This is a genomic window from Mitsuokella apri, from assembly GCF_051886055.1.
In the GTDB taxonomy this organism is placed as follows: domain Bacteria; phylum Bacillota; class Negativicutes; order Selenomonadales; family Selenomonadaceae; genus Mitsuokella.
On the sequence record NZ_JBJEXT010000051.1, the window covers coordinates 19,023 to 33,224 of the forward strand.

Consider the following 14,202-nt stretch of genomic DNA (forward strand, 5'->3'; position numbering starts at 1 on the left):
AAAACTCCTACGCTCCATTCTTTTAGTCATTATCGAGATCATAAACCATCTGTGCGCGCTTTTTCAAAGCCGTGCTTGACAGCACAGACAGATAGACTTTATCCTTTGTCACTACAACCGATTTGATGAGATCCTTCTCTTCATTCGTCCGGACGACGCGCCCTTCCTTCTGGCACCGCTGCAGATAATGCTGGTTGTCCGGAACGTCCTTGATGAAAAATCCCATGTAATCATAAATCGCTATGACGTCTCTCGTCAGTACGGAAACACCATTGCCGAGATGCAGGAACATAGCCTCTCATCCTTTCTCACTTTCTCACCAAATCTAGAATCTAGCCAATCTCATCAATCTTGTATTTATTCATCCTGTGTCTTTTTCTTTTTCCCATACTGGCGCTTTTCTGCATGGCGCAGCGGGATTGCCTCGTAGCGCTTCGGCAGCTTAAAATCCGGCGGCCAGTACAGGCTGAAGCGGAGTTCATAAAAAGCGCGCTTGATGGCTTCTTCCGTCAGCTGCTCCGGAGGCAGGCAGCGGTATAGCATCACCAGGGTCTTGGCCTCCATGCTCGTATGATCCAGGATGGAAACTTTCGCTGCCTGCATCTGCACCATGGCGGCCCTTTGCTCATTCAAAAGCTTCGGGGTACACTCGGGGACATATTCCGAGACTTCCTTGCAGCGTGCCCAGGGAATGTCCCGCAAAACGGCGCGGATGCGTGCCCGCACGTCTTCCAGCTTTTTGCTTACGCAGCGATGGCAGATGACCTCTTCCGGCGGGCAGAGACTGCCGCAGGACCTGCAGGGATGCCAGCCATTTTTCTTCCGGAGCTTTTCCAGCTGCCGGTTCTTGCGGTAAAGTTCGCGGATTTTCAGGGCGAGCTCTTCATCCTCAAGCTTTGCGCCGAGCTTTTCTGCCTGCTGCAAATCCTGCTTTCCAAGAGGCATCTTCGCTCTTTCCCGCGCCCAATTCATTTCCTGCGCATTATGCGTATTAGGCGTATTCGATGCAGACGGAACACCTTTTTCCCCGGCCTGCTCGACAGCTTTTCCCGAATCCGCCTTGGCCGCATAGTCCTTCCAGCGCCAGGAGCCGTTGAACTGGATATCCTTGATCATCTCGGCACCGGCATAATTATTGACTTGCTGCACAATCTGCGGCATGCGGTAGCGCGTCTCATTGGCCCAGGCAGGATCATAGCAAGATACATAAAGAGACTTTTTATCGATGGCCACAGCCTTGACATTATGCGCATATGTCTCGCCCACAATATCGGCCCAATGCCAAAGAACCCAGTGCTGGTAGTACTCTCTTTCCTGCTTCGGACCGAGCTCATGTATGGCCTTTGGGATGATACTGACGGCTTTTTCAAGCCCCGGTGTACGTTTCGCCATGATCTCCACCTCCAAGACCGGCTGGCATTTCAGCGCGTGATACGGCCATTCTTGACCTGATAATACCGGCCCAGCCCCTCTGCAGGGAAATAAGCGGCATCGGTCGCTGTGATCAGGGTCTGGATATGCTCGCGGCGAATAAAGGCCAAAAGCTGCTGCCTTCTCCTGACATCGAGTTCACTCATGACATCATCGAGCAGCAGGATGGGATATTCCCCCGTCTCAGAACGAAGGAATTCCAGCTCAGCCAGCTTCAGGGAAAGGACGCCCGTGCGCTGCTGTCCCTGTGAGCCAAAGGTGCGCAGATTGATGCCGTTGACCGTCAGCACGAGGTCATCGTGATGAGGTCCGTAGCTTGTGGAACCACGCAGGATATCCGTCTCCCGTGATTGCTTCAGCATTTCATTATACCATGAAGTAAATGACTTTGTCATGTTTTCACTTTTACCGTCTTTTGCTCCATATGCTTCATCCAGCCCGTGAATTTCGTACGTGACCGTCAGATTCTCCTGGTCGCTTGAAATGCGCCGCTGCATGAGATTGGCCAGCATGTTGAGCTTGCGGACAGCCTCGAGACGCTTGGCAATAATCTTAGACGCACTCTTTACGAGCTGTGCGTCCCATAATTCCAGCAGCGAGGCATCGCCCCGGCGTTCACGGATGCGCTTCAGAAGGGAATTTCTCTGGCTGATGATGCGGTTGAATTCGACGAGCTCATGATAATAGGGAGGACTGGCCTGGGAAATCTCGCCATCGAGGAAACGGCGGCGTCCGGCCGGAGCCCCTTTGATGAGGAAGAGGTCTTCAGGGGAGAACAAGACGCTGTTGATGCTGCCAATGAGCTCTTTCAGATGAATGGGGTGTTCGTTCAAAAGAATCCTGCGCCTTTTATTGCGGCTGAACTGGAATTCCAGATGATTTTCTACGCCGCGCCGGTCAAAATCCAGCAGGATGCTTCCTTGTTCCTCGTGCCAGCGAATGAGCTCCGCATCCTGATGCGTGCGGTGAGAGCGTCCCAGCGATGCATAGTAGATGGCTTCGATGATATTCGTCTTGCCCTGAGCATTCGGTCCCAGAAAAATATTGATGCCTGGCTGCAAGGCCAGGTCAAGCTCATTATAGTTCCGATAATTTCTGAGCTTAAGAAAACGAACATACATTCATTTTTATCCTTTCTTGTGGATAACCTTCCAGGCGCCGAGACCCTCGATCTCGATGACATCCCCGTCATGGAGCTTGCGGCGGCGGGCGGATTCTACCTCGCCATTGCGCTTGATGCGGCGTTCAGCCAGCAAAGGTTTGACCTCTCCGCCGGAAGCAAGTACGCCGGCCCATTTGAGAAACTGGTCAAGCTGAATCTCTTCGGTGTCGATGGCGATTTCTTCAATATTCATACTGTATTTCCTTTCCAAAATGCAAAAATGTGTATAAGCAAGCCCCGGCAGAAAAACCGCCGGAGCTGGAAAAAAACAAAATTAATGGTTTGTGCGGACAGGCGTAACGATGTAGATGAAACTGTCGTTTTCCGCTTCCTGGATAGAAGCAGGGGAGAGCGGCTGATTCAGGGCGATGCGGCAGGTCTTGCTGTCAATGTTTTTGAGTACGTCCATGATGTACTGGGCATTGAAGGCAATGGTGATGCCTGGTCCGTCAATCTCTGCCGGAATGTATTCTTCTGCATTGCCGATTTCCGGATTATTCGAGGTGATGTGAATCTGATTGTCGGCAAAGTCGAGTTTGATGATGTTGTAAACGCCGACTCTCGAGATCAGGGAAATGCGGTCAACAGCAGCTGTAAATGCCGCCGTGTCAACGCTGACATGGGTAGCGAACTCCGGCGGAATGACGCCCTTGTAGTTTGGGAACTGGCCTTCAATCAGGCGTGAAGTCATGTAGAGATTGTCAAAGGAGAAGCTGATCTGGTTGTATGAGCAGGAAATATTGACATCCGTCGGGATGTCGGAAACCATGTTATGCAGGAGTTCCTGCAGGATGCGCGAGGGGATGATGACCTTGATGTTGCCGATGCTCTGGTCGAAGGTCTCGGATTTTACCGAGAGACGGTGGGTGTTCGTGGCTGCCATCGTGACTTTGTTTTCGGTAACTTCGAGGGAACAGCCCGTGAAGACAGGACGGGAGTTGTCATCGCTGCAGGCAAAGACCGTTTTCTTAATGAGGTCGCGCAGGATATTGTCCTTGATGGCAAAAGTCAGGTCGGAGTCAAAGGGCTTGATGACAGGAAATTCGGCTGCATTCATGGAAAGCAGGGTGAATTTTGCCATGTTGGACTGAATGTGTACGATGTTTTCCTCTTCACCGATGGCCAGGCTGACTTTTTCTCCCGGGAGTTTGCGAACGACTTCCTGGAAATAACGTCCTGCGGTGGTCAGTTCTCCAGGTTCTTCGATCTCGGCTTCGATGCGGGCAACAAGGCCGATTTCATAATTTGTGGCTTGGAGTTCTAAGGTATTGTTTTCTGCTTTGAGGTAAATACCGGAAAGGATGGGGGTCTGTGGTTTGCTGGCCACGGCTCTTGTTACGATTTGCAGGGCATTGACAAGTTCGTTTCTGTTGCATGTGATTTTCATGTTGAATGGGCCTTCTCTCTTTTTTTATAATATAACTAAAATATTTATATAAATAGCCGACGTAGTAGTAGGCCGTGTGGAAAAGTGGATAAGTCCTGTGAAGCCGTCTGCTTCATCACAGGAAGCTGTGGACAAGTTGTTCATAACAATAGGGGAGGTTATCCACAGTATCCACGGTGATAAACTCCCCTATACGTTATCCACAATGTATTGACAGGCAATCCAAAGGCTTTTCCACATGGTTATCCACGGCGGATTGTGGGCATGTTTACATCTTCTGGATGCTGTCGATGAGGTCTTTGATGATCTTATGAAGCTTGGCGTTTGTCTCCCGCTCATTGGCAATCTTGTCATAAGCGTGCAGGACAGTTGTATGGTCGCGTCCGCCAAAGAAATTGCCAATCTGCGGCAGCGATGTGTCGGTCAGCTCGCGGCAGAGATACATCGCAATCTGGCGCGGGAACGCAATGCTGCGCGTGCGTTTCTTGGAATGCAGGTCTTCGATGCGGATTTTAAAGTAGGAAGCAACGATTTCCTGAATGACCTCGAGCGTGACTTCTTTTTTATGGCTGTTTGGGAAAACATCCTTGAGTGCTTCCGCGACGACGTCGGTCGTTACCGGCTTCTTGATGAGGGAGGCATAGGCGACAACGCGGGTCAGAGCGCCTTCGAGCTCACGGATGTTGCTGTCGATGCGGTTGGCAATGAACATCAGGACATCGTTTGGCACATCCACGTGGTCTAAGAGAGCCTTGTTTTTGAGGATGGCGATACGTGTCTCAAGGTCCGGGGCCTGGATATCCGTGATGAGGCCGCCTTCAAAGCGGGAACGCAGGCGGTCCTCCAGTTTCTGAACCTCGCGCGGCGGTCGGTCGGATGACAGGATGATCTGTTTATCCGCAACGTGCAGGGCATTAAAGGTATTGAAGAATTCTTCCTGCGTACTCTGTTTGCCCGACAAAAACTGGATATCATCGACCATCAGAACATCGATGGTACGGTACTTCTGGCGGAAGAGTTCGGCCTTGCCCTCCTGGATGGCGCGGATGATCTCGTTCGTGAATTGTTCGCTTGAGACGTAGAGAACGCGCATTTCGGGGTGATTCTGCAGAACGCGGTTGCCGATGGCGTGCATCAGATGCGTCTTGCCGAGGCCAACGCCGCCGTACATGAAGAACGGGTTGTACACTTTGCCCGGTGATTCTGCAACGGCCATGGCTGCGGCATGAGCAAAGCGGTTGGAACTGCCCGTGACAAAGGTTTCAAAGGTATACTTCGGGTTCAGCGAAGAACGGTCGCCGGGGGCGACGATATGCATGTCGCCGCTGTCGACCGTCGCGGACGGCTGCTCCTGGAAAAGCGATCCCTGATTGGGATTTTCTTTTTTGTGACTGCCGGTATGCGTACCCTGCGCGCCGGCTGCTGCTTCTTTTTTGTCTGTGTCGGGAGCTGGTGCCGGTTCCGGAGGGGCTGCGGGCGGCTGAATCTTAAAATCCACGCGGTGTTTGCTGCCAAGTACGGCACTGACGGCATCTTCGAGGATCGTGAGGTAGTGACTGGTGATCCAGTCTTTGACGAGATCGTTCTGTACGCTGAGGACGAATTCCGTGTCGGTCAGGGAGAGCGGCTTGACCGAAGCGAACCACTTGAAGGCTGACTCGGCGAGAGTTTCCTTCATTTTTGTGAGGATCTGCTCCCAGACAGCTTGAAGCTGTATCTGCTCCATGAAAAAAATCCTTTCCTGCTATAAGAATATGTAGAAACTTTTTCCACAGGTGCATAATTTTATCCACATTTTTATCCACAGCTGTGGATAACTACAGAGATTCCCTGGGATAGAGGCGGGAAGTGTGGACGGAATCTTATCTTTACGAGCCTTGCCTCGCAGGGCACCAATGGGGTTTTCCGCACAATAATCAACAATATCTTATCAAATGTGGGGAGACTTATCAACAGTTTTTCTGTGGGCAAAGCGGGATAAGGCCGAAAATATCCACAGGGCAGATGGAAAAAGACAAGGGAAAATCCTTGACAGGCCGCGAGTCCGTAGTCTATAATTTGACATAGTTAAAATTCTGATACTATGCTTCTATACAGCCAATTAGTCTCAGAAAATAAGCGAAGGAGGTGTTACATAGTATGAAACAGACTTTCCAGCCGAACAACCATTGGAGAAAGAAGACCCATGGCTTCCGTGAGCGCATGAAGACGAAGGGCGGCCGTCTCGTTCTGAAGAGAAGACGCCAGCGCGGCAGAAAGAAGCTTTCGGCATAAATCGGATGAGGTCACTTCGGTGGCCTTTTTTGCTTATGTGTTACTTGTGTTATTTTTCAGTTGATTTTTGGGGAAATGCGAATGCTTACCTTACCGAGAAGACGGATCATCAAACGGCGCAGTGATTTCCAGCGTGTGTACCGTACAGGACGCTCTTTTGCGAATCGGTATTTTGTGCTGTATGTCTTTCCGTCTGCTTCCGTGCGCGGCCGCGTCGGCTTTGCTGCGGGCAAGAAACTCGGCTGCGCCGTTGTGCGCAACCGCGTCAAACGCCTGCTGCGTGAGGCTTACCGCCTGCATCAGGACCGCATTCGGGAAGATGCTGCGCTGCTGTTCGTCGGCCGCAAGGCCATGACCACGGCCAAACTTCCTGAGGTGGAGAAGGCTCTTCTGCGCTTGGGCGAGAAGTCCGGCATCTTTCAGGATGCCAGGGTTTTTCCGGCCATGGAAGATTTGATGAAACATGCGGCTCCTGCCGGAAGAGCGCACGGAAAAAACGGTACGAAGCGAAAGAGGTCTTGAGTTTGAAGACGGTATTCCTTTTGTTGGTGCGATTTTATCGTGGATTCATTTCGCCAATGTTCCCGCCTTCCTGCCGCTATGTCCCGACGTGTTCGGAATATGCCCTTGAAGCGATCGAACGATACGGAGCCCGGCGTGGGGGCTGGCTGGCCCTCAAGCGCATCCTGCGCTGCCATCCTTTCCATAAGGGCGGCTATGATCCTGTACCGTAATGCCCGTTTTGGGTAATTCACTGCGATAACTGTTATTTTTATAAGATTAGGATGTGATACATTGGGTTTCTTTGGAACAATATTCGAACCGATCGAGAATCTCCTGCATGTTGTCCTGCAGGCACTCTATAATGTTACGGATGTAGCTGGTTTTGGCAGCTACGGCGTGGCGATTATTCTCCTGACAATCCTCATCAAGATGATTCTGTACCCGCTGACAGTCAAGCAGGTCAAGTCGATGAAGGCCATGCAGGAGCTCTCTCCGAAGATGAAAAAGATTCAGGAGAAGTATAAGGATAACCCGCAGCTCATGCAGCAGAAAGTCGGCGCACTTTACAAAGAAGCCGGTGTCAATCCGCTCGCAGGCTGCCTGCCCCTGCTCGTGCAGATGCCAATTCTCATGGGCATGTACTACGCGCTGTATAATTTCACGTATCCGACGCCGGAATCCGCTGCTTTCCTTTGGCTGCCGACGATGTCGGAACCGGATCCGTACTACATTCTGCCGGTCCTGTCGGCTTTGACGACGTTCCTGCAGCAGAAACAGACGACGACGGAAATGAATCAGCAGATGAAGATCATGATGACGGTCATGCCGCTCTTCATCGGCTGGATCAGCTTGAATTTCCCATCCGGCCTTGTACTTTACTGGGTCACGATGAACATTGTCCAGATTACGCAGCAGTGGTGGATGTATCGTCATGATGACAAGAAAAAGGAGGCTGCCTGATATGGCAGAAACCATGGAGTGGACAGGCCGGACGGTCGAAGCAGCTCTTGAGGCAGCGGCCGCCGAGCTCGGCTGTGCGGCTTCGAGCCTCGAGTATACGGTACTCGAGCAGCCTTCGCGCGGTTTTCTGGGAATTATTGGCCGCAGACCGGCCCGCATTCGCGTTCGTCAGGAAGAGGAGCAGGCTCCTGCCGTACAGGACCCTGTTCTCGATATGACGGAACTTGAGACGCGCCTTGAAGAGGAAGTGGAAGAGACGGAAAAAGACTCTTCTTCTTCGGCAAAGGATGAGCATAGCGGGAAAACAGCAACGGTCAGCAGCAAAGAAGCTTCCCCATCCCTTGAGGAACAGGAAGCACGCGCAAAGGCGTTTCTGGAACAGGTTTTTGCTGCCATGAAGATTCCCGTGAGCCTGCAGCGTTCAGAGCACGAAGAGGGTGTGCTTTTCCAGCTGGAAGGCGAGAATCTCGGCATCCTCATCGGCAAGCATGGACAGACGCTCGATGCCCTGCAGTATCTGACGAATCTCTCTGCAAACCGCGGGGCTTCGGGAGAACGGCTGCACGTCCTGCTCGATGTTGAGGGATATCGTGCGCGCCGCGAGGAGACACTTTCCCGCCTTGCCGGTCACTTAGCCGAGAAGGCCTGCCGCATTGGGCAGGAAGTTCATTTGGAACCGATGAACCGTCATGAGCGCAAGATTATCCATATGGCTTTGCAGGACAGCCGCAAAGTGACGACTTACAGCGCCGGCGATGAGCCGCACCGCTATGTCGTCATTGTGCCGCGCCGGCGCCGTTACCGGGATCATGAAGACAGTTGATGTCTTTGTTCCCATTTGGACAGCATATAAAGAGAGCTGTGAAAGGGCTTTCTCCTTCTGGGAGCAGGCCCTTTTTGTTTATCGTGAAATAGAACAAGGAAAGAATCAGGAAAAGAAAGGAAGGTAAATATGCAGCAGGGAGATACGATCAGCGCGATTGCTACGCCGCAGGGCGAAGGCGGCATCGGCATTGTCCGCATCAGCGGCGAACACGCGCTAAAGACTGCGGGCAAAGTCTTTCGTGCCGTAAATGGCAAGCCCCTGGTCCAGGCCGGCAGCCACCATGCAGTCTATGGGCATATTGTGGATGAAAACGGGCAGGTTGTCGATGAAGCACTGGCCCTTGTCATGCTGGCCCCGCATTCTTATACGGTAGAAGATGTGGTAGAACTGCAGTGCCACGGCGGGCTCATGACGCTGCGCAAGACTCTGGAACTGACGTGGAAAGCCGGGGCAAGGCCGGCGGAGCGCGGTGAATTCACCAAGCGGGCCTTCCTCAACGGACGCCTTGACCTCTCGGAAGCACAGGCCGTCATGGATATCATCAAGGCCCGGACGGAAACATCGCTGGCTATGGCCGCAGGTCATCTGACAGGGCATTTCTCCAGGCAGATTCAGAGCATGCGCCACGATATCCTCGGCATGATCGCGCATATCGAAGCGGCCATTGATTTTCCGGAAGAAGAAGTCGATGATGTGCTGACGTACGATATCCAGAAAAATGTGGTTGAAATACGCAACAAAATTGCCAAACTCCTGAAGACCGCTCATGCCGGCCGCATTCTTCGCGATGGTCTGCTGACGGCCATCATCGGCAAACCGAATGTCGGCAAGTCGAGCCTGCTCAATTCCTTACTCAGGGAGGAACGGGCCATTGTCACGGAGATTCCGGGGACGACGCGCGATTCCATTGAAGAATACGCGAACGTGGGCGGCATTCCTCTGCGCATCATTGATACGGCCGGCATCCGCGCGACGGATGATGTCGTCGAGCGCATCGGCGTAGAAAAGGCCCGCTCCTATGTCAAAGAAGCTGCCCTGATTCTGGCCCTTTTTGACGGCTCGCGGCCGCTCGATGCTGAGGATGAGGAAATCCTCAAGCTCGTCAAAGGACGCGACGCCATCCTGCTGCTCAATAAGGATGACCTCGCGCCGGTCGTCACGCCCGAGATTCTGCATGAACGCGTCAAGAAGACGGTGCCGGTCATCACGATTTCGACGCGCACACAGGATGGACTCGATGCTTTGACGGCTGAAATCACGAAACAGGTTTATGCCGGCACACAGGCCGGTGAAGAAGGCTCTTTTGTCACGGATGCCCGTCAGGCCGAAATCCTGCGTCAGGCCGACGAACATCTCGAAGCCTCGATCCGCACGATTGAAGCCGATATGGGCCTTGACTTCATCTCGATTGACCTGCGCTCTGCCTGGGAAAAACTCGGTGAACTCACAGGCGAGACGGTCGGTGAGGATATCATCAATGAGATCTTCAGCAAGTTCTGCATTGGCAAGTAACACTGCTTTGTTTCCTATATAATATAAGGAGGATTTTCGTTGTTTACCGCTGGAAAATACGATGTCATCGTCATTGGTGCCGGTCATGCCGGTGTCGAGGCAGCTCTCGCGGCTGCCCGTATCGGTTGCCAGACTCTTTTGGCGACGCTCTCTATGGATAATATTGCCCTGATGCCCTGCAATCCGTCTGTCGGCGGCCCCGGCAAGGGACATCTTGTGCGCGAACTCGATGCTCTTGGCGGCGAGATGGGCGTCAACGCCGATAAGACCTGCATCCAGTTCCGCATGCTCAATACCGGCAAGGGGCCGGCTGTCCACGCTTTGCGTGCACAGGCCGACAAAAAGCTCTATCAGTTTACGATGAAAGAGACCTGCGAAAATACGGAAAATCTCGACGTCAAGCAGATCCTCATCACGGATCTCCTGCTGACGGAGGACAAGAAAGCTGTGCGCGGCGTGGTTGTCGAGACGGGCGAGGTTTATCTGGCTCCGGCCATCATCATGGCGACGGGGACGTACCTCAAGGGACGTATTATCGTCGGTGAGCATACGTACAGCGGCGGCCCGAACGGGCAGCGCCCGGCGATGAAATTTTCGGATTCGCTGCGCGAGGCGGGCATTCGCCTCATGCGCTTCAAGACGGGCACGCCGGCCCGCGTCGACGGCCGCACGCTCGATTACGATAAGATGCAGATTCAGCCGGGCGATGAGGAGGCGCGCAATTTCTCCTTCATGAGCGATGAAACGACGCGCGAGCAGGTGCCGTGCTGGCTGACGTACACGAATGAAAGAACGCACAAAATTCTGCGCGACAATATGGACCGCGCGCCGATGGCCAACGGCATTATCGAGGGCATTGGCCCGCGCTACTGCCCTTCCATCGAGACAAAAATCCTGCGCTTCCCGGATAAGGACCGCCACCAGCTCTTCCTTGAGCCGGAGGGACTCCATACGAATGAGGTCTATGTGCAGGGCATGAGCACGAGCATGCCGATGGATGTGCAGCTGGCCTTTTTGAAGACGATTCCGGGCCTTGAACACGCGCATGTCATGCGCGCCGGCTATGCCATCGAATACGACTGCATCGACCCGACTCAGCTTAAGGCCACACTGGAATTCAAGGACATCAAGGGCTTTTTCTCGGCGGGTCAGGCCAACGGCACCTCGGGCTATGAAGAGGCCGCGGCACAGGGCATTATCGCGGGCATCAACGCAGCGATGTTTATCAAGGGAGAAGAGCCTCTGATTCTCAAGCGTTCGGATGCTTATATCGGCGTGCTCATCGACGACCTCGTGACGAAGGGGACGAATGAGCCGTACCGCATCATGACGAGCCGTGCCGAATACCGCCTGCTGCTGCGTCAGGATAATGCCGACCTCAGGCTCACGCCGTATGGCCGCCGCGTTGGGCTCGTCAAGGATGACCGCTGGGCGCGCTTCACGAAAAAACGCGAGGCGATTGCTACGGCAATGAAGGCATTAAAGGAAACGACAATCAATCCCAGTAAGGAGACGAACGAAAAACTGCAGGCCGCGGGCATTGATGCCATTAAGAGTGCACAGCCTCTCGCGGACCTTCTGCGCCGTCCGTCCATGAGTTATGAAAAACTGCGCCGTGCTTATCCGGAACTTCCCAAACTTCAAAAGGAAGTTCGCCAGCAGGTCGAAACGAGCATCATGTACGAAGGCTACATCAAAAAGCAGCTTGAGCAGGTCGCTCACATGGAAAAGCTCGAGGCCAAGCTGCTGCCTGAGAATATCGATTACAGCGAAGTGCCGAGCCTGCGCGATGAGGCTCGCGAAAAACTCATGAAGATTCGTCCGCGTTCTGTCGGTCAGGCCGGACGCATCAGCGGCGTTTCGCCGGCCGATGTCTCCGTTTTGCTCGTCTGGCTGGAACAGCAGAAACGGCTGCAGAGTCAGGCAGATGATGTGGAAAAGTAAGGAGTGAGCACATGTTTCAGGAAGAAATGAAAAAGGCCGCGGCAGGCTACGGCCTGACCCTCAGCGAAGAGCAGCTCCGGCAGTTCACGCGTTATTATGAACTGCTCATCGAGTGGAATGAGAAAATGAATCTCACAGCCATCACGGAAGAGCATGAGGTCGCGGTCAAGCATATGGTGGATTCCCTTACGGCCTATGATACATCCCTTTTTCAGGATGGAGTTTCGGTTATCGATGTTGGCACCGGTGCGGGCTTTCCGGGGCTGCCGCTCAAGATTTTCTGCCCCGGTATTAAACTGACGCTCATGGATTCTCTCAATAAACGCGTGAAATTCCTGCAGACGGTCGTCACGGAACTCGGTCTGCAGAATGTCGAATGTGTTCATGCGAGGGCAGAGGAGGGCGCGCGCAATCAAAAATACCGTGAGCAGTTTGATATTGCCGTCTCGCGGGCCGTGGCAAGACTGCCGATTCTCTGTGAGTACTGCCTGCCGTTTATCAAAAAAGGCGGTCATTTCCTCGCACTCAAAGGTCGGGCCTATGCCGAAGAAGCGGAAGAAGCAAAAAAGGCCATCAAGGTCATGGGCGGCAGCCATACCGAGGTACGTGAGGTCCATCTGCCGGACCTCGAGGATAAACGGGCCATCATCATCGTGACGAAGACGATGCCGACGCCCAAGGCCTACCCGCGCAAGGCAGGGACACCGGCGAAAAATCCACTTTGAGATTTTGAAGCAGAAAATGTTTCACGTGAAACATTGATAGGTGAATTTTAAGGAGACGAAGCCGCTAGAACAGCTTCGTCTCTTTTGGTACGGGAGCGTAGAAGTGAAACTTTCTTATTTGATAGATAAATCTTTGGCTGGCAGAGAGCTCCGGCTGCTCGCTTTAGGACCATGGGGCTTTTCGGAGAAATTGTGGAAACGCATTAAATGGAACGGCAGGATTCTCGTAAATGGCAGGGAGCATCATGACGCCCGCCTAAGAGTCAAGACTGGGGACCGGGTCGAATTGATCTGGCAGGAAAAGACGAATGTCATTCCCGTGCAGTTGCCTCTCGATATATTATATGAAGATGATATGCTGCTCGTCGTCAATAAGCCGGCAAATATGCTGATTCATCCAACGTACGGCAGTTCACGCGATACCCTCGTTCATGCGGTAGCCGGTTATTTGGCCCGCAAAGGGGAACAGGCCGGCGTTCATCCTCTTTACCGTTTGGACCGCGATACGACGGGCGTCGTCGTCATCGCGAAGTCGGCCAAGGTCCAGTACGAGATGACGCGCCGCCACGACCAACTTTCCCGTGAATATCTCGCCATCATAGAGGGGCACCTTGCCAATAAAAAGGGAAGGCTCACAGAGCCCATCGGTCCGGACCCTGCGCATAAGAATTGCTGGATGGTGCGCCGCGATGGCAGGTCTGCGGTCACGGAATATGAAGTCGTAAAAGAAGGACCGAACTGCTCCCTGCTCAAAATCCATCTATTGACAGGCCGGACACATCAGATCCGTGTTCATTTTTCCTCCATCGGGCATCCCCTGATTGGGGACAGGCTCTACGGCAGGACCTGTCAACTGCTTGCCCGTCAGGCCCTACATGCCCAGTGCATTTCCTTTGCTCATCCGCATGACGGCCGTAAGATCATTTGTCAGGCTCCTGTCCCCGACGATATGCAGCAGTTCATGCAGTCTTGTTTCACGTGAAACATTTTTAGCGCCATAAACTAAAACAGGGATGTTTCACGTGAAACATCCCTGTTTGCTATTCGCCAAGTACATCTGCCATGGCTTTCTGCGTGATTTCCATGGCTGTGGTCAGTTCAGCTTTTGTGATATTCAGCGGCGGATTGAAGTAAAGGATATCGCCGAGCGGGCGCAGGACTAGCCCGTAGGAGAGGGCCTTTTTATAAATGGCGTAGCCGAGACGCTTTTTCGGGTCAAAAGGTTCTTTTGTCAATGGGTCCCTGACGAGTTCGAGGGCATGGATCAGGCCGATATGGCGGATTTCTCCGACATGAGGATGGCCTCCAAATGCATGCTGCATTTCCTGCGTGAGCCAGACGGCGTTTTCGTGTGCGGTCTCGAGGATGTGCTGCTCGCGAAATATTTTCTGCACGGCAAGGGCTGCCGCGCAGCCGAGCGGGTTGCCGGCATACGTATGGCTGTGCAGGAAAGCGCGGCCTTGCCCGTAGTCGGCGT

Annotated in this window: 16 protein-coding genes; 9 read left to right on the forward strand and 7 right to left on the reverse strand. The window is 53.2% G+C overall.

The features are described 5' to 3' along the window. Nucleotides 1-22: 22 nt before the first annotated feature. The 6 genes from remB to dnaA all read right to left on the reverse strand — a co-directional run bounded on the left by remB (nucleotide 23) and on the right by dnaA (nucleotide 5,706). The gene (gene remB, locus ACI4OH_RS07895) at nucleotides 23-292 is read right to left on the reverse strand and encodes an extracellular matrix regulator RemB (protein WP_435721661.1); all 270 of its coding nucleotides are present in this window, start codon (nucleotides 290-292) and stop codon (nucleotides 23-25) included. A 65-nt stretch (nucleotides 293-357) separates the two neighbouring features. Beyond that, nucleotides 358-1,392 carry a DciA family protein gene (locus ACI4OH_RS07900; protein WP_439784550.1) on the reverse strand — a complete coding sequence of 345 codons (1,035 nt, stop codon included), beginning with the start codon at nucleotides 1,390-1,392 and terminating at the stop codon, nucleotides 358-360. A 29-nt stretch (nucleotides 1,393-1,421) separates the two neighbouring features. Next, complete coding sequence (gene recF / locus ACI4OH_RS07905; protein ID WP_435721663.1) at nucleotides 1,422-2,552, reverse strand: DNA replication/repair protein RecF; 1,131 nt, start codon at nucleotides 2,550-2,552, stop codon at nucleotides 1,422-1,424. A gap of 6 nt (nucleotides 2,553-2,558) precedes the next feature. Next, entirely contained in the window at nucleotides 2,559-2,786 is a 228-nt protein-coding gene (locus tag ACI4OH_RS07910; RefSeq protein WP_432648376.1) for an RNA-binding S4 domain-containing protein, read from the reverse strand. 81 nt (nucleotides 2,787-2,867) lie between these two features. After that, a complete protein-coding gene (gene dnaN, locus ACI4OH_RS07915; protein ID WP_435721664.1) occupies nucleotides 2,868-3,980 on the reverse strand; it encodes a DNA polymerase III subunit beta in 1,113 nt (370 codons plus the stop codon). A gap of 268 nt (nucleotides 3,981-4,248) precedes the next feature. Further along, nucleotides 4,249-5,706 carry a chromosomal replication initiator protein DnaA gene (gene dnaA, locus ACI4OH_RS07920; RefSeq protein WP_435721665.1) on the reverse strand — a complete coding sequence of 486 codons (1,458 nt, stop codon included), beginning with the start codon at nucleotides 5,704-5,706 and terminating at the stop codon, nucleotides 4,249-4,251. Nucleotides 5,707-6,119: 413 nt separating this feature from the next. Between dnaA and rpmH the strand changes: the two genes are divergently transcribed. The 9 genes from rpmH to ACI4OH_RS07965 all read left to right on the forward strand — a co-directional run bounded on the left by rpmH (nucleotide 6,120) and on the right by ACI4OH_RS07965 (nucleotide 13,707). Then, the gene (rpmH, locus tag ACI4OH_RS07925) at nucleotides 6,120-6,254 is read left to right on the forward strand and encodes a 50S ribosomal protein L34 (RefSeq protein ID WP_005842699.1); all 135 of its coding nucleotides are present in this window, start codon (nucleotides 6,120-6,122) and stop codon (nucleotides 6,252-6,254) included. A gap of 81 nt (nucleotides 6,255-6,335) precedes the next feature. Continuing rightward, nucleotides 6,336-6,776: a ribonuclease P protein component gene (gene rnpA, locus ACI4OH_RS07930; protein ID WP_435721666.1), complete on the forward strand. Its 441-nt coding sequence runs from the start codon at nucleotides 6,336-6,338 to the stop codon at nucleotides 6,774-6,776. Between the two features lie 2 nt (nucleotides 6,777-6,778). Then, the gene (gene yidD / locus ACI4OH_RS07935; RefSeq protein ID WP_432647805.1) at nucleotides 6,779-6,988 is read left to right on the forward strand and encodes a membrane protein insertion efficiency factor YidD; all 210 of its coding nucleotides are present in this window, start codon (nucleotides 6,779-6,781) and stop codon (nucleotides 6,986-6,988) included. Nucleotides 6,989-7,049: 61 nt separating this feature from the next. Continuing rightward, on the forward strand, nucleotides 7,050-7,718 hold the full coding sequence (locus ACI4OH_RS07940) for a YidC/Oxa1 family membrane protein insertase (RefSeq protein ID WP_432647806.1): 669 nt from the start codon (nucleotides 7,050-7,052) through the stop codon (nucleotides 7,716-7,718). A 1-nt stretch (nucleotide 7,719) separates the two neighbouring features. Beyond that, a complete protein-coding gene (jag, locus tag ACI4OH_RS07945; protein ID WP_439784551.1) occupies nucleotides 7,720-8,541 on the forward strand; it encodes an RNA-binding cell elongation regulator Jag/EloR in 822 nt (273 codons plus the stop codon). 129 nt (nucleotides 8,542-8,670) lie between these two features. Then, complete coding sequence (gene mnmE / locus ACI4OH_RS07950; RefSeq protein ID WP_439784552.1) at nucleotides 8,671-10,056, forward strand: tRNA uridine-5-carboxymethylaminomethyl(34) synthesis GTPase MnmE; 1,386 nt, start codon at nucleotides 8,671-8,673, stop codon at nucleotides 10,054-10,056. A gap of 39 nt (nucleotides 10,057-10,095) precedes the next feature. Continuing rightward, nucleotides 10,096-12,000: a tRNA uridine-5-carboxymethylaminomethyl(34) synthesis enzyme MnmG gene (gene mnmG, locus ACI4OH_RS07955; protein WP_439784553.1), complete on the forward strand. Its 1,905-nt coding sequence runs from the start codon at nucleotides 10,096-10,098 to the stop codon at nucleotides 11,998-12,000. An 11-nt stretch (nucleotides 12,001-12,011) separates the two neighbouring features. Beyond that, nucleotides 12,012-12,725, forward strand: a complete 714-nt coding sequence (rsmG, locus tag ACI4OH_RS07960) for a 16S rRNA (guanine(527)-N(7))-methyltransferase RsmG (protein ID WP_439784554.1) — start codon at nucleotides 12,012-12,014, stop codon at nucleotides 12,723-12,725. A gap of 103 nt (nucleotides 12,726-12,828) precedes the next feature. Beyond that, a complete protein-coding gene (locus ACI4OH_RS07965) occupies nucleotides 12,829-13,707 on the forward strand; it encodes an RluA family pseudouridine synthase (RefSeq protein WP_439784555.1) in 879 nt (292 codons plus the stop codon). A 58-nt stretch (nucleotides 13,708-13,765) separates the two neighbouring features. On the opposite strand, the gene ACI4OH_RS07970 is transcribed toward ACI4OH_RS07965, so the two are convergent. Further along, nucleotides 13,766-14,202, reverse strand: a 437-nt coding sequence (locus ACI4OH_RS07970) for an aminotransferase class III-fold pyridoxal phosphate-dependent enzyme (protein ID WP_439784556.1), incomplete at its 5' end; no start/stop codon positions are given.

Bases quoted from the DNA above. Each gene is read 5' to 3' on its own strand.
- remB (WP_435721661.1), bottom strand. From the start codon at position 292: ATGTTCCTGCATCTCGGCAATGGTGTTTCCGTACTGACGAGAGACGTC.
- ACI4OH_RS07900 (WP_439784550.1), bottom strand. From the start codon at position 1,392: ATGGCGAAACGTACACCGGGGCTTGAAAAAGCCGTCAGTATCATCCCA.
- recF (WP_435721663.1), bottom strand. From the start codon at position 2,552: ATGTATGTTCGTTTTCTTAAGCTCAGAAATTATCGGAACTATAATGAG.
- ACI4OH_RS07910 (WP_432648376.1), bottom strand. From the start codon at position 2,786: ATGAATATTGAAGAAATCGCCATCGACACCGAAGAGATTCAGCTTGAC.
- dnaN (WP_435721664.1), bottom strand. From the start codon at position 3,980: ATGAAAATCACATGCAACAGAAACGAACTTGTCAATGCCCTGCAAATC.
- dnaA (WP_435721665.1), bottom strand. From the start codon at position 5,706: ATGGAGCAGATACAGCTTCAAGCTGTCTGGGAGCAGATCCTCACAAAA.
- rpmH (WP_005842699.1), top strand. From the start codon at position 6,120: ATGAAACAGACTTTCCAGCCGAACAACCATTGGAGAAAGAAGACCCAT.
- rnpA (WP_435721666.1), top strand. From the start codon at position 6,336: ATGCTTACCTTACCGAGAAGACGGATCATCAAACGGCGCAGTGATTTC.
- jag (WP_439784551.1), top strand. From the start codon at position 7,720: ATGGCAGAAACCATGGAGTGGACAGGCCGGACGGTCGAAGCAGCTCTT.
- mnmE (WP_439784552.1), top strand. From the start codon at position 8,671: ATGCAGCAGGGAGATACGATCAGCGCGATTGCTACGCCGCAGGGCGAA.
- rsmG (WP_439784554.1), top strand. From the start codon at position 12,012: ATGTTTCAGGAAGAAATGAAAAAGGCCGCGGCAGGCTACGGCCTGACC.